This window comes from Janthinobacterium silvisoli, from assembly GCF_014200725.1.
GTDB lineage: Bacteria > Pseudomonadota > Gammaproteobacteria > Burkholderiales > Burkholderiaceae_D > Janthinobacterium.
Window position 1 is genome coordinate 762,413 of record NZ_JACHCL010000002.1, and the last position, 15,682, is coordinate 778,094.

Genomic DNA, 15,682 nt, shown 5'->3' on the forward strand with positions numbered 1-15,682 from the left:
CCGGCTTATGCTGCAACGCAGAATGCAGTGTCTGGCCCTTCGTGCTACAAACAGGGAACGATAAAAGAGACACGAGACCAAGGAGAGGACCATGCCCTACGTCCGCCAAACCAGCCATATCGACCGGGTGCGCGACCTGATCGCCGGCAGGATCGTCAACCCCGGCGCCGATGCGGCCAGGCTAGCCTCGTCCTACCGCCGTTCCCTGAACGACTACCGGCTCGACCCGGCGTCCACCACCGGGCCGCGCATTCTCAGCGGCGCAGAATTACGGGCCATCCAGCAGGCGGAAGAAGGCTTTTTACGGTCGACGGGAGACTGCCTGCCGCGCCTGCACGTCATGGTGCGCGAGGCCGGCTACTGCGTCATCCTGGCCAATGCGCATGGCGTGACCATTGACTACGCGGTTGACCAGGACCAGCGCAAGCAATTCAGGAAGGCGGGCCTCTACCTCGGTTCCTGTTGGTCAGAAGACGAAGAAGGCACGTGCGGCGTCGCTTCCGTGCTGCTGGACCACGAAGCGATCACCGTGCATAAAACCGACCATTTCCGTGCCGCGTTCACGGGCCTGACCTGCAGCGCTGCCCCCATCTTTTCACCACACGGCGACTTGATCGGCGTGCTCGACGCCTCCGCGCTGGCCTCGCCCGATGCGCGCGACAGCCAGCGCCTTGTCAAGCAGCTGGTGCGGCAAAGCGCCACCTTGATCGAAGATGGCTATTTTATCAAGTCCTACAGCCATTGCAGTATCCTGCTGGCGCACCGCAACCGCCACTTCGCCGAGGTGCAGCCGGAAATGCTGATCGCCGTCGATGCACAGGGTAGCATCGTGGCGGCCAACCGCTGCGCGCGCCAGGCTATCGAAGGTCTTGCCTGCCTCCCCCGTCCTGTCGCCGAGGTGTTCGACCTGCGGCCAGAGCGCCTCTTCGATGCGCGCGCCAGCCATCACCTGCTGTCCTTGCGCCTGGTCGCCAGCGGCGCCTGGCTGCATGCCCGCGTGCGTGCACCGATCCGCAGCACGCCTGCGCGGGTAAGCATACGGCCAACGCCCACCGCCCCCGTGACGGAAAACTACAGCGAACAGGAGCTGGCCGAGCGCACGCGCATCATCAACGCCATGAGCGCCACCAAGTGGCGCCCACTACAGGCAGCCGCCATGCTGGGCATCTCGCGCGCGACCTTGTACCGCCGCATGAAATACCTGCATATCGTGCCGCCACACAGGCAATAGGCATCCGACAATAGGCATCCCACCGGCTGAGACTTCCGTCTCATCGCCAGCCACGCTGCAACGCAGGATGCGGCGCCAGAACGGCAGTGATACAACATCGTCAGCGGTGACAAAACCGCATCCCGACAGTCATACATGGAGGAGACACGATGACAAATCACGACCACACCGTTGCCAGCGTGCTGGAACAATTGGAGGGTGCACTGCGCGCCAGCGACAGCACGGGCGCGGCGCAGCTTTTTGAAGAGAACGGTTTCTGGCGCGACCTGGTGCTGTTTACCTGGAACCTGAAAACCCTGGAAGGCCGCGTACAGATCGCCGACATGCTGAGCGCACAGCTGGGCCCTGTGCAGCAGGTCACCCTGCGCATCGCCGATGGCGAACAGGCCAGTGCAGCTGGCGGCGTCACGCAATGCTGGATCACGGTAGAAACCAGGGTCGGGCGCGGCACCGGTTTTATCCGCATCCGCGATGGCAAGATCTGGACCCTGCTCACCACCATGGCCGAATTGAAGGGCCATGAAGAACCCAAAGGCGCACGGCGGCCCATGGGCGCCGAACACGGGGCGCGCACCAACCGCAGCAGCTGGCTGGAACACCGCGAACAGGAAGCGCGCGAACTGGGTTATGCACGCCAGCCGTATTGCGTGATCATCGGCGGTGGCCAGGGTGGCATCGCGCTCGGTGCGCGGCTGCGCCAGTTGAACGTCCCCACCATCATCATCGAGAAAAACGCCCGCCCCGGCGACAGCTGGCGCAAGCGCTACAAATCGCTGTGCCTGCACGACCCGGTCTGGTACGACCACATGCCCTACATCCCCTTTCCCGACAACTGGCCCGTCTTCACGCCCAAGGACAAGGTGGGCGACTGGCTGGAAATGTACACCAAGGTGATGGAACTGAACTACTGGGGTTCGACCAGCTGCGAGTTGGCCGGCTATGACGACGCCACCGGTGAGTGGACGGTGCAAGTGCTGCGCGACGGCCAGCCCGTCACTCTGAAGCCGAAACAACTGGTGCTGGCTACTGGCATGTCGGGCAAGGCCAATCTGCCAAAATTCAAGGGCATGGACGTATTCCAGGGCGAGCAGCAGCACTCCTCGCAGCATCCGGGGCCGGATGCCTATGTGGGCAAGAAGGTGGTGGTGGTCGGCGCAAACAATTCGGCGCACGATATCTGCGCGGCGCTGTGGGAAGCGGGCGTGGACGTAACCATGGTGCAGCGCTCGTCGACGCACATCGTCAAGTCCGATTCGCTGATGGACCTGGCGCTGGGCGACCTGTATTCGGAACGCGCACTGGCAGCCGGCATGACGACTGCCAAGGCCGACCTGACCTTTGCATCGATCCCGTACAAAATCCTGCCGGACTTCCAGAAGCCCATCTTCAAGGCCATCCGCGAGCGCGATGCCGACTTTTATGCGCGCCTGGAAGAACGCGGTTTCATGCTGGACTTTGGCGATGACGACTCGGGCCTGTTCATGAAATACCTGCGGCGCGGCTCCGGCTATTACATCGACGTGGGCGCTTCCGAACTGGTCGCCGAGGGCAAGATCAAGCTGAAAAGCGGCGTCGGCGTGCAGGAGCTGAAGTCCCATTCGATCGTGCTCTCGGACGGCACGGAACTGCCAGCCGACCTGGTGGTGTACGCCACCGGCTATGGTTCCATGAACGGCTGGGCGGCCGACCTGATTTCGCCCGAAGTGGCGAACAAGGTGGGCAAGGTGTGGGGACTCGGTTCGGCCACCACCAAGGACCCGGGACCGTGGGAAGGCGAGCAGCGCAATATGTGGAAACCCACGCAGCAGCAAGCGCTGTGGTTCCACGGCGGTAACCTGCACCAGTCGCGCCACTACTCGCAATACCTGTCGCTGCAACTGAAAGCGCGCATGGAAGGCATCGCCACACCCGTGTATGGGCAGCAGGAGGTGCATCATTTATCGTGATGCCTGAAAGCCGACCCGCAAAGCAGAAGCCGGGGTCGGACCCGCCGGGTCCGACCCCAGTCCTTGCCGTTGGCGTATAAAAAAACGGCAGACCGAAGTCTGCCGCCATTTTTCTCATGCATCCAACATTATTACTGCTTGATTGCTTCGATTGCGAAAGTCAGGGTCACGTCATCGCTCACTGCTGGCGCATATTTACCAGCGTTGAATTCCGAACGCTTGATGTGGGCCGTGGCGTTGGCGCCGCATGCGTCTTTTTTCAGCATTGGGTGTGGCGCGCAGGTAAACGAGGTGACGGTCAGGGTCACTGGCTTGGTCACGCCTTTCAGGGTCAGCGTGCCATCGACGCTGGCCAGCTTGTCGCCGTCAAAATTGAACTTGGTCGACTTGTAGGTCGCGACCGGGAATTTGGCGGTGTCGAGGAAGTCTTCGCCCTGGATGTGGGTGTTGAATACGGTCGAACCGGTGTCTACCGATTTGGTGTCGATCAGTACTTCAACCGAACCGGTCTTGGCGGCGCGGTCCAGCGTGATCTTGCCGGTGGTGTTATTGAAACGGCTTTGCTGCGTCGAGAAACCCATGTGGGTGTATTCGAAACGTGGGAAGGTGTGGCTGCCATCGATGACATAGACTTCAGGAGCGGCAACGGCGGACAGCGAGATACCAGCAGCGGCGATAAAGGCGAGCAGTTTTTTCATTGTAGATTTCCTGATTCAATTATGAAGGTTTAAAAACCGCGGCCAGCGCGCCCTTGGGCGGATGGCAATGGCTCGGTTGCAACGATTATGCATGCCACGAAGATCGATGTAAAATGGAAAATATACCTAGTTAGCATCGAAAAATTCGATAATAGGCTCATCACTGTCCACCACAACGCCTCCTCTTGCCGATTATTCAGCACACGCTTGAAAATATCCAGCAATTTAAATGAGAATGATTCTTGTTATTCATCCCGTGGATTGTTATCATGCCTGCCTTCCGCGCGATCGCTTTTAACACAGTGTTTTAAAACCCGGCCACGCCAACCATACGCCAGCCCGCCGGCCACCGCGCCTACGCCAGCCATCAGACCATATCGCCGCGCCGATCCGGCCCGGTCATCACGGCGCGCCCTGCCCTCTACCCCTCATCAGGCCAGCAGGCGCACTTGATCGTTCGCAGTTGATCGTTATTTGATAGAGTAGGAAAACACATGAATGCAAACACCCTGAATCACCTCACCGACACCAGCCTGCCGCGCAGCCAGCGCCTGAAAGCAGACACCATGGAAACGCACGACGTGCTCGACAAGCGCATCATGGCCAGCAAGCCATTCGAGAACACGCAAAACTACACGCGCTTCCTGCAAGCGCAATACGCCTTCTTGCGCGACGTCGATGCGCTGTATGACCATGCTGGCCTGGCGGCCCTGCTACCCGACCTGCAACAGCGCCGCCGCTACGACAGCATCGCCGCCGATCTGCACGACTTGGGCGCGCCCGTGCCGGCCGATGCGGTCGAAGCGCCATTCGGCGCACAGCTGGACATGGCCACCGCGCTGGGCTGGCTGTACGTCAGCGAAGGCTCGAAACTGGGCGCCGCCATCCTCTACAAACTGGCTGGCAAGATCGGTCTCGATGAACACCACGGCGCGCGCCACCTTGCCGGCCACCCCGATGGCCGCGCGCGCCACTGGCGCGACTTCACGGCCGTACTCGATGCCGCGCCACTGGACGCTGACGGCGAAGCACGCGTGATCGACGGTGCACGCGCCGCCTTCATGCGCATGCACGGCCACGTCGAGGCTTACGCCTGATGAAAAAAGAGCACTCCAGCGCGCCATTGCCGGAAACCCATGGCGCCCGCCTGCGCCGCTGGGCCTGGACGGCCGCCGGCGCGCTGATGGTTTTACTGGGCATCATCGGCGCCATGCTGCCCGTGATGCCGACAACGATCTTCCTGATCCTGGCGCTGGCCTGTTTCAGCCGCGCTTCGCCGCGCCTGGAACACTGGCTGCTGCATCATCCGCGTTTCGGACCATCGCTGCGCCAGTGGCGCGAGCACCGCGCCGTATCGCGGCGCGGCAAGGCCATGGCTTGCCTGGGCATGGCCATAGGCTTCGTTGCCATGTGCCTCGGCCATCCGCCCGCGTGGGTGATCATGCTGGTGGGCGCGATGGAAATCGCCGTCATCATTTATCTGTTGCGCCGCCCGAATGGCCCGCCGCCAGCATCCGCCGGCAGCGCTGAGGCAGAATCTGCTCAAGATAGCGCAAATAGCGGTCGATAATCGCTCACCCTTCTGCAACAAAAAGCACTAAAACCTGTGCATCCCGCAAAAGATCGCCTTTTGCGGATGCCCTGCCCATCGAATTTTCCATCGCCCCACGCCTCTCCCGCCCCATACGGCACGATTTAATTCGGCCATAAGCCCTGTTTTCAGTTTTTTTCACTTGAAAACCGCTGCATAGACATTATTCGCATATTCAAAGCAAGATTCTATCGTAGGGGGTATATGGCGATCAGAGGTATACTACGCAACCGACGTCCCAGGCCGGCCTGTCCTGCCGCCGCTGAAAGTGATCCATGCTGACGATGATGAGCAACATGGCAGTAAGGGACGCGAATAATAAAAGGAATAGTGCATGACCATAAACCGTACACCGGTGATACGCATAGCTGGCGCGAACAAGACCTTCGCGCTGCCCAAGGGCGAACAATTTCACGCGGTCAAATCGGTCTCGCTGGAGGTTTATCCCGGCGATATTTTCGGCCTGATCGGCAAGAGCGGCGCCGGCAAATCGACCCTGCTGCGCCTGATTAACCTGCTCGAACGCCCCGATAGCGGCAGCATTACCGTCGCTGGCCGCGAATTGACCAGCCTGGGCAAGAGCGCGCTGCGCGATGCGCGCCAGAATATCGGCATGATCTTCCAGCAGTTCAACCTGCTGCAAAACGCCAGCGTCTACGACAACGTGGCCTTCCCCCTGAAAATTCATGGCACGACCAAGGGCGAGCAGATTGCTGCCAGGGTCGAGGAATGCCTGGCGCTGGTAGGCCTGTCGGACAAGCTGCATAGCTATCCGGCGCAATTGTCGGGCGGCCAGAAACAGCGCGTGGCGATTGCCCGTGCACTGGCCAGCCATCCCGACGTGCTGCTGTGCGATGAACCGACTTCCGCGCTGGATGCGGAAACCACGCGCGCCCTGCTCGACACCCTGCGCGACATCAATGCGCGCCTGGGTGTGACCATCGTCATCGTCAGCCATGAACTGTCGGTGCTGGGCGCCATCTGCAACCGCGTGGCGGTGGTGGAAAACGGCGCCATCGCCGAACAATTCGACTTGAGCGACACCACTACCCCGCGCAAGACCGCGCTGGGACGCGAACTGGCTTATTACGGCACCGAAGCATTCGAAGCCACCGCATGGAAGGATGCCACACATGTTTGAAGAATCGTTCAATAACGTCGTCGCCCTGCTGCCGGAAATCTGGGTCGCGCTGGGCCAGACCATGACCATGCTGGGTATCGGCCTGACGGCCGCCATTCTGATCGGCGGCCCGATGGGCATCTTGCTATTCCTGGTCTCGGAAGGCCAGTCGCTGCAAAACCGTCCGCTGTCCATCATCCTGGGCTGGCTGGTCAATACCGTGCGCAGCTTCCCCTTCATCATCCTGCTGGTCGCGCTGACGCCGTTTACCCGCATCATCGCTGGCACCTCGATCGGCCCGCTGGCAGCCGCCGTGCCACTGTCGTTCGCCGCCATCCCTTACCTTGCGCGCCTGGTGGAACAGAACCTGCGCGAAGTGCCGCGCGGCGTGATCGAAGCGGCGCACGCCATGGGCGCCTCGGAAATGCAAATTATTTTCCGCGTGCTGCTGGTGGAAGCGCGCTCCGGCCTGGTGCTGGCGCTGACCGTGCTGTCGATCAGCTTCCTGTCCTATTCGGCCGTGGCCGGCGTGGTGGGCGGCGGCGGCATCGGCGACCTGGCCATCCGCTACGGCTACTACCGCTTCGAGACCGACATCATGGTCGTCACCGTCGCCATCCTGATCGTGCTGGTGCAGCTCATCCAGTTCGCAGGCACGCGCATCGCCAAGCGTCTCGACAAACGTTAATCTTCGAATCAAGGAAAACATCATGAATACATTCCGCCGCAATCTGCTGCTGGCCGCCGTCAGCCTGACCCTTTCCATTTCGGCTTACGCCAAGGACCCGAAAGAACTGGTGATCGGCACCAGCGCCGGTCCTTACGCAGACCAGCTGAAACTGGGCATCAAGCCTATCCTGGAAAAACAGGGCTACAAGGTCAAGATCGTTGAATTCAACGACTACGTGCAGCCGAACTACGCGCTGGCCGAGGGCTCGCTGGACGCCAACGTGTTCCAGCACATCGTCTACCTGAACAAGTTCGCCACCGATAACAAGCTGGCTCTGAGTCCCTTGATCACGGTACCGACCACGCCGATCGCGCTGTACAGCACCAAGCACAAGTCGCTGGCTGAAATCAAGCCGGGGGCCACCATCGCCATGCCGAACGACCCGACCAACCAGGCGCGCGCGCTGGTGGTGCTCGATAAAATGGGCTGGATCAAGCTGAAACCGAATGTCGACCCGCTGCGCGCTTCCGAGCGTGACGTGGCCGACAATCCGAAGAAGCTGAAACTGGTGCCGCTGGAAGCGGCGCAGCTGCCACGCTCGCTGGCCGATACCGATTATGCTTTCATTAACGGCAACTACGCGCAAGCGGCCGGCATCAAGCTGACCAGCGCCCTGATCGCCGAAAAAATCTCGGACAGCTATGTCAACCTGGTCGCCATCCGCACGGCCGACAAAGGCAAGCCTTGGGTGAAAGACATCGAAGCGGCCTACCGCTCGCGCGCCTTCCTCGACATCACCAATAAATACTTCGCCGGCTACGAAAAAACGGATTACCAGCTGGCGATGGAAAAGGCTGACAAAAAATAAGACAGCTTGCGCAGGCGCGCCCATCCCTCAACAACGCGCCTGCCTGAAATAAAATCACTCTGCCGTTACAATGGCTTCCAGCCCATCATTTGCAAGGAAGCCATGTCCGCCCTGCCCTCGTCCCCGCCGTCTTCCAGCCTCGCCTCCGTCACGAAGCAGCATGGCCGCTACCGCGCATTCCTGTTCGACATGGATGGCACCATCATCAATTCCATCGCTGCCGCAGAGCGCATCTGGGGTTCGTGGGCCAAGCGCCAGGGCCTCGATGTGGCAGCCTTTTTGCCCACCATCCATGGCGCGCGCGCACTCGACACCATCGCCAGGCTGGATTTGCCCGGCGTTGACCCGCACCATGAATCGCACGGCATCACGGCGGCGGAAATCATCGATGTGGATGGCATCGTTGAAATTGATGGCGCGCAGCACTTTTTGCAAACGCTGCCGCCTGCGCAATGGGCGATAGTCACCTCCGCGCCGCGTGCGCTGGCGATTGCGCGCCTGGAGGCGGCGGGCATGCCGCTACCAAAGGTGATGGTGACGGCGGAAGATGTGAAGGCGGGCAAACCGCGGCCTGAATGCTATCTGCTGGCGGCGCAAAAACTAGGTGTGCCTGCCAGTGACTGCCTGGTGTTTGAAGATGCGGCGGTAGGGATCGAAGCGGGCGAAGCGGCGGGCGCCGAGGTGATGGTGATCACGGCCACGCATCACCACGCCATGGCCACGCGCCATGCCAGCATCGCCAGTTATGCAGCGATGACGGCCACGCTGGACGGTGATGGCTTTATCAGCTTGAGCGAGGCTGCAGCACGCGCGCCAGGATAGTCTGCTCCAGCGCAGCGAACGCCGCGCTGCCACGCTGACGGGGGCGCGGCAAATCAATCTGCTGATCCAGCGTGATCTGGCCATCTTCGATCAGCAGCACGCGGTCGGCCAGCGCTACCGCTTCGGCCACGTCATGCGTCACCAGTACGGCCGTGAAACCACGCGCCAGCCAGAGCGATTCGATCAGCTGCTGCATTTCGATGCGGGTCAAGGCATCGAGTGCACCCAGGGGTTCATCGAGCAGCAGCAATTGCGGTTCGTGCACCAGCGCCCGCGCCAGCGCCACCCTCTGCTTCTGCCCGCCCGACAAGGCAGCAGGCCACTCGTCAGCGCGGTCGGCCAGGCCCACCGTCCACAGGGAGGCAGCGGCCGCACCCACCGAACGGGGCAAACCCAGGGCGACGTTTTCCAGCACGGTTTTCCAGGGCAGCAGCCGCGCTTCCTGGAACATGATGCGGATATCGGGTGGACCAAATTCCTTGCCTGAACCGACCGTGACCTGGCCTTCGTCCACGCTTTCCAGGCCCGCGATCGAGCGCAGCAAGGTGCTCTTGCCGCAGCCGCTGCGCCCTACGATGGCGACGAATTCACCGGCACGCAATGCCAGATCGATATTATTGAGCACTGTGCGCTCGGCGTAGGCCTTGCTCAAGTTGGTCAATGCCAGCGGCACGCCGCGCCGCTCAAACCTGTCGCGCGGGCCAGTCCTGGCCCTGGCTTGTTCGGCCACGGGGTCGTACTGCACGAAGTGGGACAAAAAGTCCGATTCTATCTGGATGGGCGCGAGCAGCATGGTGTGTTCTTTCGTGATTAGCGGTAAGCGGGATTCCAGCGCAGGCAATGGCGCTCCAGCCGGCGCGAGAACAGGTCTGCCAGCTTGCCCAGCAAGGCGTACAGCAAAATACCCACCAAGACCACGTCCGTTTGCAAAAACTCGCGCGCATTCATGGTCATGTAGCCGATGCCGGCCTGCGCCGAAATGGTTTCAGCGACGATCAGCAGCACCCACACCAGGCCCAGCGAAAAGCGCACGCCCACCAGTATCGAGGGCATGGCAGCCGGCAGGATCACATCGCGGTACAGGGGCCAGCCGGACAAGCCATAACTCTTTGCCATTTCTATCAAGCCCTGGTCGGCCGAACGGATGCCGTGGAAGGTATTGAGGTAGACGGGAAAGAAGACGCCGACCGCCAGCAAAAACAGCTTGGCCGTTTCATCGATGCCGAACCACAGGATGACCAGCGGGATCAGCGCCAGCGCCGGGATGTTGCGCACCATTTGCAGGGTCGTGTCTAACAGGGTTTCCGCATGGCGGAAGCTGCCCGTCAACAGGCCCAGCAACAAACCGAGGCCGCCGCCGATGGCAAAGCCCAGGGTAGCCCGCCACAAGCTGGTTTTCAGGTGCAGCCACAGTTCACCCGATACAGTCAGGCTCCAGAAGGCTTTCGCCACAGCCCATGGTTCGGGCAGGATGCGGCTCGATAGCCAGCCCCATTGCGACGCCAGCTGCCAGGCCAGCAGCAGCGCAAACGGTAAAGCCCATGGCGCTGCTGCTTTCCATGCCCGACTGCGCTTGACGACACTAGCCGCCATCTCAGGCCGCTTTCTTTTGTGACGCAGCCGGCACGATATTGCTGGCCATGACTTCGCCAAAAGGCCCCGTCAGCGATTGCTCACCCGCGGCCTTGCCCTTGCCCAGCAAGGGGAATACCAGTTCGGCGAAGCGGTACGATTCTTCCAGGTGCGGGTAGCCGGAAAAGATAAAGGTATCGATACCCAGGTCGGCGTATTCCTGGATGCGCGCCACCACCGTGGGAGCGTCGCCAACCAGGGCCGTGCCCGCGCCGCCGCGCACCAGGCCCACGCCTGCCCACAGATTGGGCGACACTTCGAGCTTGTCGCGCTTGCCGCCATGCAGGGCTGCCATGCGCTGCTGGCCGACGGAATCCATCTTGCCGAACGCTTCCTGCGCCTTGGCGATGATGTCGTCGTCCAGGTGGCTGATCAATTCATCGGCCGCGCGCCAGGCCGCTTCATTCGTTTCGCGTACGATCACGTGCAAACGGATGCCAAACCGGACTGTGCGCCCCCGCTTGGCCGCGCGCGCGCGGATATCGGCGATCTTTTCGGCCACGGCAGCCGGCGGCTCGCCCCAGGTCAGGTAGACATCCATCTGTTCGGCCGCCAGTTCGTGGGCCGGCTCGGATGAACCGCCAAAATACAGCGGTGGATATGGTTTTTGCACGGGCGGATACAGGGTTTTGGAACCTTTTACCTGGATATGCTTACCCTCGAAATCATAGCCGGCCGCACCGCCCTCGCCTGCCAAGGTGGCGCGCCAGACGCGGATGAATTCATCGGAAATCTCATAGCGCTTGGCATGGTCGGCAAACAGGCCATCGGCTTCCAGTTCGGCCTGGTCGCCGCCAGTGACGACATTGATCAACAGGCGGCCATTCGACAAGCGGTCAAAGGTGGACGCCATGCGCACGGCCAGGCCGGGTGTCGACAAACCTGGTCGCACGGCGACCAGGAACTTGAGCTTTTGCGTCACGCTGATCAGCGACGAAGCGACCACCCATGCATCTTCGCATGAGCGGCCGGTGGGCAGCAGCACGCCATCGTAGCCCAGGGTGTCGGCGGCCACCGCCACCTGGCGCAAGTAATCGGCATCGACCGGGCGCGCACCCTGCGAGGTGCCCAGGTAGCGGCTGTCGCCATGGGTGGGAATAAACCAGAAGATATTGAGTGACATGGAACTCTTTCGCTTGATTGTGGATCGATTACTTGCTACTGGTGGCCAGCTGTCTGGCCGGTAGCAGCGCATCCTTGACGACGATGGGTTTCGGGATCAGCTTCAGGCTGGAAAAGGCGTCGGCCACCTTTTGCTGCGAGGCGATCACGTCGACCGATACAGGCTTGACGCCATAGGCATAACGCGATGCCGCCAGCGCCACCACGTCGCGGCTCAAGCCCGTCTGGGCTGACAGCACGGTAGCCACTTCATCGGGATTGTTGCGGCCCCAGTCATCGACCTTGGCGATTTCATCGAGCACGATGCGCAGGATTTCGGGATTTTTTTCCGCGTAATGACGCGAGGCGAGGTAGAACTGGTAGTTCGCCACCAGGCCCTTGCCATCGGCCAGCACGCGCGCGCCCAGCTGTTTTTCGGCGGCCGCCAGGAAGGGGTCCCAGATCGCCCAGGCATCCACGCTGCCGCGCTCGAAAGCGGCGCGCGCATCGGCCGGCGGCAAATATACTGGCTGGATGTCGCTGTAGGCGACGCCGGCTTTTTCCAGCGCCTTCAATAACAGGTAATGCACGTTCGAGCCCTTGTTCAGGGCTATCTTTTTGCCCTTCAATTCAGCCAGGGTGCGCAAGCCGGAACCCTTGGGCACGACGATGGCTTCGCTGCCAGGCGAGGCTGGCTCATTGCCCACATAGACCAGGTTGGCGCCAGCCGCCTGGGCAAAGATGGGCGGCGCTTCGCCCACGGTGCCAAAATCGATGCTGCCTACATTGAGGCCTTCAAGCAGCACCGGCCCGGCCGGAAATTCCGTCCATTTCACCGTCACGCCTTGTTCCGACAGGCGTTTTTCCAGCGTACCTCGGCCCTTGAGCAAGGTCAGCGTGCCGTACTTCTGGTAGCCGATGCGCACTTCAGGCTGCGCCTGGGCCTGGGCCTGGACCGTCACCGGCATGCCGGAGGCCAGTACGCCCGCAGCAGCGGCGAACAGCAGGCCCAAGGTTGTGCGGCGGGAAAGGCGGTTTTCGTGGCGATTGCTCATGGCGGCTGGCTCCTTGTGATAGATGTGATTCAGGCGGGTTGAAGCTGGGTCTGCGGCGTGCGCACAGGCGGCAAGACGGCGGCAGCCTCGCGAGGCCCCGCCAGCAGGAACAGCCCGGCAGACAATTCGTCGATGCCGGCCTGCACACGCGCAGCAATCGGCTCATCGAAGTTCAAGCCACGCTCTTCATGCCAGCCCAGTTGCTGCGCGTTCGCGTAGATGCTGGTGTAGACCTGTTTGGCGCCCAGTGCCTGCAGCACCGGGCGCAAGGCGTAGTCCAGCGCCAGCGTATGGGCATGGCCGCCGCCCGTGGCCAGCGGCAGCACCAGCTTGCCGGCCAGCCCGTCCTGCGGCAGCAGGTCGAGGAAGGCTTTCAGCAGCCCGGTATAGGCAGCCTTGTAAATCGGCGTGGCGATCACGACGGCTTCGGCCGCAGCCACGGCTTGCACCGCCTCGGTGATCGCAGGATCGGCGTAATCGGCCAGCAGCAGCGCTTGCGCGGGAAGGTCGCGCACATCGAGCTTGCGGATACCATAACCCTGCAGGGCCAGGCGCTCGCCGATGTGCGCCAGCAAGCGGCCCGAACTCGATGGCAGCTGGGGGCTACCGCCCAATAAAAGTATGCTCATATGATGCCTGTTCTTAAAGCGACGCCGATGATGGAGTGATCGACCTTGCCGCAGCCTATCGCCATCAGGGCTGCGGCAAAACGAATGCTTTCGCGCTTCGATATGTATTTTCCAGATATGAGCGAACGACGCCCCGCAGCCTGCCACGTGCCGCCGCAATCGCGTTTTTTTGCATATGCATGTGCGCTTTTCTTCGTGTACGGGCTTTGACAACCGGTGCAATACTGGCCGCATCGCCTCACTGGAATCGCCGTCATGTCATCTGTTCTTCCTTTATCCCCCAAACATACCGAGCAAGCAGCGCCAGACGCTATCGGTATCGCCACGGCGCTGGCGTCACGCCTGGCCGAAACAGCAAATGCCCGCGACCAGGTTGGCGGCCATGCGGCGCAGGAGCGTGAATGGCTGCGCGAGTCGGGCTTGCTGACTTTGTCGGTTCCGGTGCAATTTGGCGGCCAGGGCGCACCCTGGACATTGGTCTATCAGGTGATCCGCATCCTGGCGCGCGCCGATAGCGCGCTGGCCCACGTCTTTGGCTTTCACCATTTGCAGCTGGCCGGCCTGCAGCTGTATGGCAATGCGCAGCAGCAGCGCCATTTGCTGACCTTGACCGTGAACGAGCGCCTGTTCTGGGGCAATGCCCTCAACCCCCTAGACCGCAGAGTCACGGCGCAGGACAGCGGCGCTGGCTATCTGCTCGACGGCGTCAAGAGTTTTTCTTCCGGTTCCGTGGGCTCGGACTGGCTGACCGTCTCGGCCTGGCACGCACCGACCAAAACGGCGCTGATCGCCGCCCTGCCAACGCGCCAGGCTGGCGTGCAGGTCAAGCCGGACTGGGATGCGTTTGGCCAGCGCCAGACAGACAGCGGCAATGTCCATTTCGAGCAGGTATTCCTGCCGTCCGAACTGGTCTTGCAAGCGCCCGCGCAGGCAGCCACGCCACAAGCGACGGTGCGTTCGCAGATCGCACAGCTGATTATGACTAACCTCTACCTGGGCATCGCCGAAGGGGCTTTCGAGGCGGCCCGCCGCTATACGGAAGAACAGGCAAAAGCCTGGTTTGCCTCCGGTGTGGACAAGGCCAGCGACGATCCGCTGGTGCAGCACCGCTACGGCCAGCTATGGCTGCTGCTGCGGCCCGCGCAAGTACTGGCCGACGTGGCGGCGCAGGAACTCGATACCGTCTACCGCAAGGGTGCGCTGATCACGGCGCAGGACCGTGGCCAGCTGGCCGTCGCCGTGGCAGAAGCGAAAGCCCTGGCCCACAAGGCCGGCCTGGAAATCAGCAGCCAGATGTTCGAGCTGACGGGCGCCCGCTCCACCTCGGCCCAATATGGTTTTGACCGCTACTGGCGCAACGTGCGCGTGCATACCCTGCACGATCCCATCGACTACAAGCTGCGCGACCTGGGGCGCTATGCCCTGAGCGGCACCCTGCCGGAACCGACCGCGTATTCGTAACCCTCTTTTATCAACCAGGAGCCGCCATGAGCATGACCCGCCGCACTCTGATTCTTAGCACCTTGTCCCTGGCACTCGCCACCGGCCTGGCCCACGCCAAAGACCCGAAAGAGATCGTGATCGGCACCAGCGCCGGGCCGTATGCGGACCAGATCAAGCTGGGCATCAAGCCCATCCTGGAAAAGCAGGGCTACAAGGTCAAACTGGTGGAGTTCAATGACTATATCCAGCCGAACTTCGCGCTGGCCGAGGGTTCGCTGGACGCCAACGTGTTCCAGCACATCGTCTACCTGAAAAAATTCGCCGCCGAACACAAGCTGGCACTGACCGACCTGGTGACGGTGCCGACGGCGCCAATCGCCATCTACAGCAAGAAGCACACCACGCTGAACGATGTGAAGGAAGGCACGACGGTGGGCTTGCCGAACGACCCGACCAACCAGGCGCGCGCACTGGTGCTGCTCGACCAGCTGGGCTGGATCAAGCTGCGCGCAGGTTTTGACGCCGTGCGCGCGTCGGAAAAGGATATCTCCGTCAACCTCAAGAAAATCAAGCTGCTGCCGCTGGAAGCGGCGCAGCTGCCACGTTCGCTGGGCGACACCGACTACTCTTTCATCAACGGGAACTATGCGCTGGCATCGGGCCTGAAGCTGACGGATGCGCTGGTGACTGAAAAGATCTCGCCCAACTACATCAACCTGGTGGCCGTACGTACGGCCGACAAGGACAAGCAATTTGCCAAGGATCTCGCGGCAGCCTACCACTCGCGTGAATTCCTCGACGTGACCAACAAATACTTTGCCGGCTATTCGAAGACCGAGTATCAGCAAGCCTTGCAGACAGCATCTAAGTAAATCC

General features: G+C 61.6%; 17 protein-coding genes. 10 read left to right on the plus strand and 7 right to left on the minus strand.

Translation table 11 applies throughout. From position 1 onward, the window contains the following. Positions 1-91: 91 nt before the first annotated feature. Entirely contained in the window at positions 92-1,231 is a 1,140-nt protein-coding gene (locus HDE75_RS13570; protein WP_183677170.1) for a sigma-54-dependent Fis family transcriptional regulator, read from the plus strand. Positions 1,232-1,380: 149 nt separating this feature from the next. Beyond that, the gene (locus HDE75_RS13575) at positions 1,381-3,177 is read left to right on the plus strand and encodes an NAD(P)/FAD-dependent oxidoreductase (protein WP_183677169.1); all 1,797 of its coding nucleotides are present in this window, start codon (positions 1,381-1,383) and stop codon (positions 3,175-3,177) included. A 131-nt stretch (positions 3,178-3,308) separates the two neighbouring features. On the opposite strand, the gene HDE75_RS13580 is transcribed toward HDE75_RS13575, so the two are convergent. Beyond that, on the minus strand, positions 3,309-3,875 hold the full coding sequence (locus HDE75_RS13580) for a YceI family protein (RefSeq protein WP_183677168.1): 567 nt from the start codon (positions 3,873-3,875) through the stop codon (positions 3,309-3,311). Between the two features lie 494 nt (positions 3,876-4,369). On the opposite strand from HDE75_RS13580, the gene HDE75_RS13585 reads away from it, so the two are divergent. The 6 genes from HDE75_RS13585 (at position 4,370) to HDE75_RS13610 (ending at position 8,946) form a co-directional block, all read left to right on the plus strand. After that, positions 4,370-4,972, plus strand: a complete 603-nt coding sequence (locus tag HDE75_RS13585) for a biliverdin-producing heme oxygenase (protein WP_183677167.1) — start codon at positions 4,370-4,372, stop codon at positions 4,970-4,972. Beyond that, positions 4,972-5,445 carry a YbaN family protein gene (locus HDE75_RS13590; RefSeq protein ID WP_183677166.1) on the plus strand — a complete coding sequence of 158 codons (474 nt, stop codon included), beginning with the start codon at positions 4,972-4,974 and terminating at the stop codon, positions 5,443-5,445. Before HDE75_RS13585 ends, HDE75_RS13590 begins: the two co-directional genes overlap by 1 nt. A gap of 355 nt (positions 5,446-5,800) precedes the next feature. Further along, entirely contained in the window at positions 5,801-6,607 is an 807-nt protein-coding gene (locus HDE75_RS13595) for a methionine ABC transporter ATP-binding protein (RefSeq protein ID WP_183677165.1), read from the plus strand. Then, the gene (locus HDE75_RS13600; RefSeq protein WP_183677164.1) at positions 6,600-7,274 is read left to right on the plus strand and encodes a methionine ABC transporter permease; all 675 of its coding nucleotides are present in this window, start codon (positions 6,600-6,602) and stop codon (positions 7,272-7,274) included. Before HDE75_RS13595 ends, HDE75_RS13600 begins: the two co-directional genes overlap by 8 nt. Before the next feature lie 22 nt (positions 7,275-7,296). Then, positions 7,297-8,124 (plus strand): MetQ/NlpA family ABC transporter substrate-binding protein, encoded by an 828-nt coding sequence (locus HDE75_RS13605; protein WP_183677163.1) that lies wholly within the window; start codon positions 7,297-7,299, stop codon positions 8,122-8,124. 102 nt (positions 8,125-8,226) lie between these two features. Next, entirely contained in the window at positions 8,227-8,946 is a 720-nt protein-coding gene (locus HDE75_RS13610; RefSeq protein WP_183677162.1) for an HAD family hydrolase, read from the plus strand. Here HDE75_RS13610 and HDE75_RS13615 read toward each other — a convergent pair. From HDE75_RS13615 to HDE75_RS13640, 6 genes are read right to left on the minus strand one after another with little or no spacing between them, the layout of a single operon-like run. Then, positions 8,909-9,739, minus strand: a complete 831-nt coding sequence (locus tag HDE75_RS13615) for an ATP-binding cassette domain-containing protein (RefSeq protein WP_183677161.1) — start codon at positions 9,737-9,739, stop codon at positions 8,909-8,911. The genes HDE75_RS13610 and HDE75_RS13615 overlap by 38 nt on opposite strands. Positions 9,740-9,756: 17 nt before the next feature. Then, a complete protein-coding gene (gene ssuC / locus HDE75_RS13620; protein WP_183677160.1) occupies positions 9,757-10,539 on the minus strand; it encodes an aliphatic sulfonate ABC transporter permease SsuC in 783 nt (260 codons plus the stop codon). A gap of 1 nt (position 10,540) precedes the next feature. Continuing rightward, the gene (gene ssuD, locus HDE75_RS13625) at positions 10,541-11,701 is read right to left on the minus strand and encodes an FMNH2-dependent alkanesulfonate monooxygenase (protein ID WP_183677159.1); all 1,161 of its coding nucleotides are present in this window, start codon (positions 11,699-11,701) and stop codon (positions 10,541-10,543) included. A gap of 28 nt (positions 11,702-11,729) precedes the next feature. Continuing rightward, positions 11,730-12,734 carry a sulfonate ABC transporter substrate-binding protein gene (locus HDE75_RS13630; protein WP_183677158.1) on the minus strand — a complete coding sequence of 335 codons (1,005 nt, stop codon included), beginning with the start codon at positions 12,732-12,734 and terminating at the stop codon, positions 11,730-11,732. Positions 12,735-12,763: 29 nt separating this feature from the next. Beyond that, positions 12,764-13,363, minus strand: coding sequence for an NADPH-dependent FMN reductase (ssuE, locus tag HDE75_RS13635; RefSeq protein ID WP_183677157.1), 600 nt, complete (start codon positions 13,361-13,363; stop codon positions 12,764-12,766). After that, positions 13,360-13,620 carry a hypothetical protein gene (locus HDE75_RS13640; protein ID WP_183677156.1) on the minus strand — a complete coding sequence of 87 codons (261 nt, stop codon included), beginning with the start codon at positions 13,618-13,620 and terminating at the stop codon, positions 13,360-13,362. The genes ssuE and HDE75_RS13640 overlap by 4 nt, the downstream gene beginning before the upstream one ends. Here HDE75_RS13640 and HDE75_RS13645 point away from each other — a divergent pair. Next, positions 13,619-14,824 (plus strand): acyl-CoA dehydrogenase family protein, encoded by a 1,206-nt coding sequence (locus tag HDE75_RS13645; RefSeq protein WP_183677155.1) that lies wholly within the window; start codon positions 13,619-13,621, stop codon positions 14,822-14,824. The two genes, HDE75_RS13640 and HDE75_RS13645, sit on opposite strands and share 2 nt — an antisense overlap. A 26-nt stretch (positions 14,825-14,850) precedes the next feature. Further along, positions 14,851-15,678 carry a MetQ/NlpA family ABC transporter substrate-binding protein gene (locus HDE75_RS13650; RefSeq protein ID WP_183677154.1) on the plus strand — a complete coding sequence of 276 codons (828 nt, stop codon included), beginning with the start codon at positions 14,851-14,853 and terminating at the stop codon, positions 15,676-15,678. Positions 15,679-15,682: the final 4 nt, after the last annotated feature.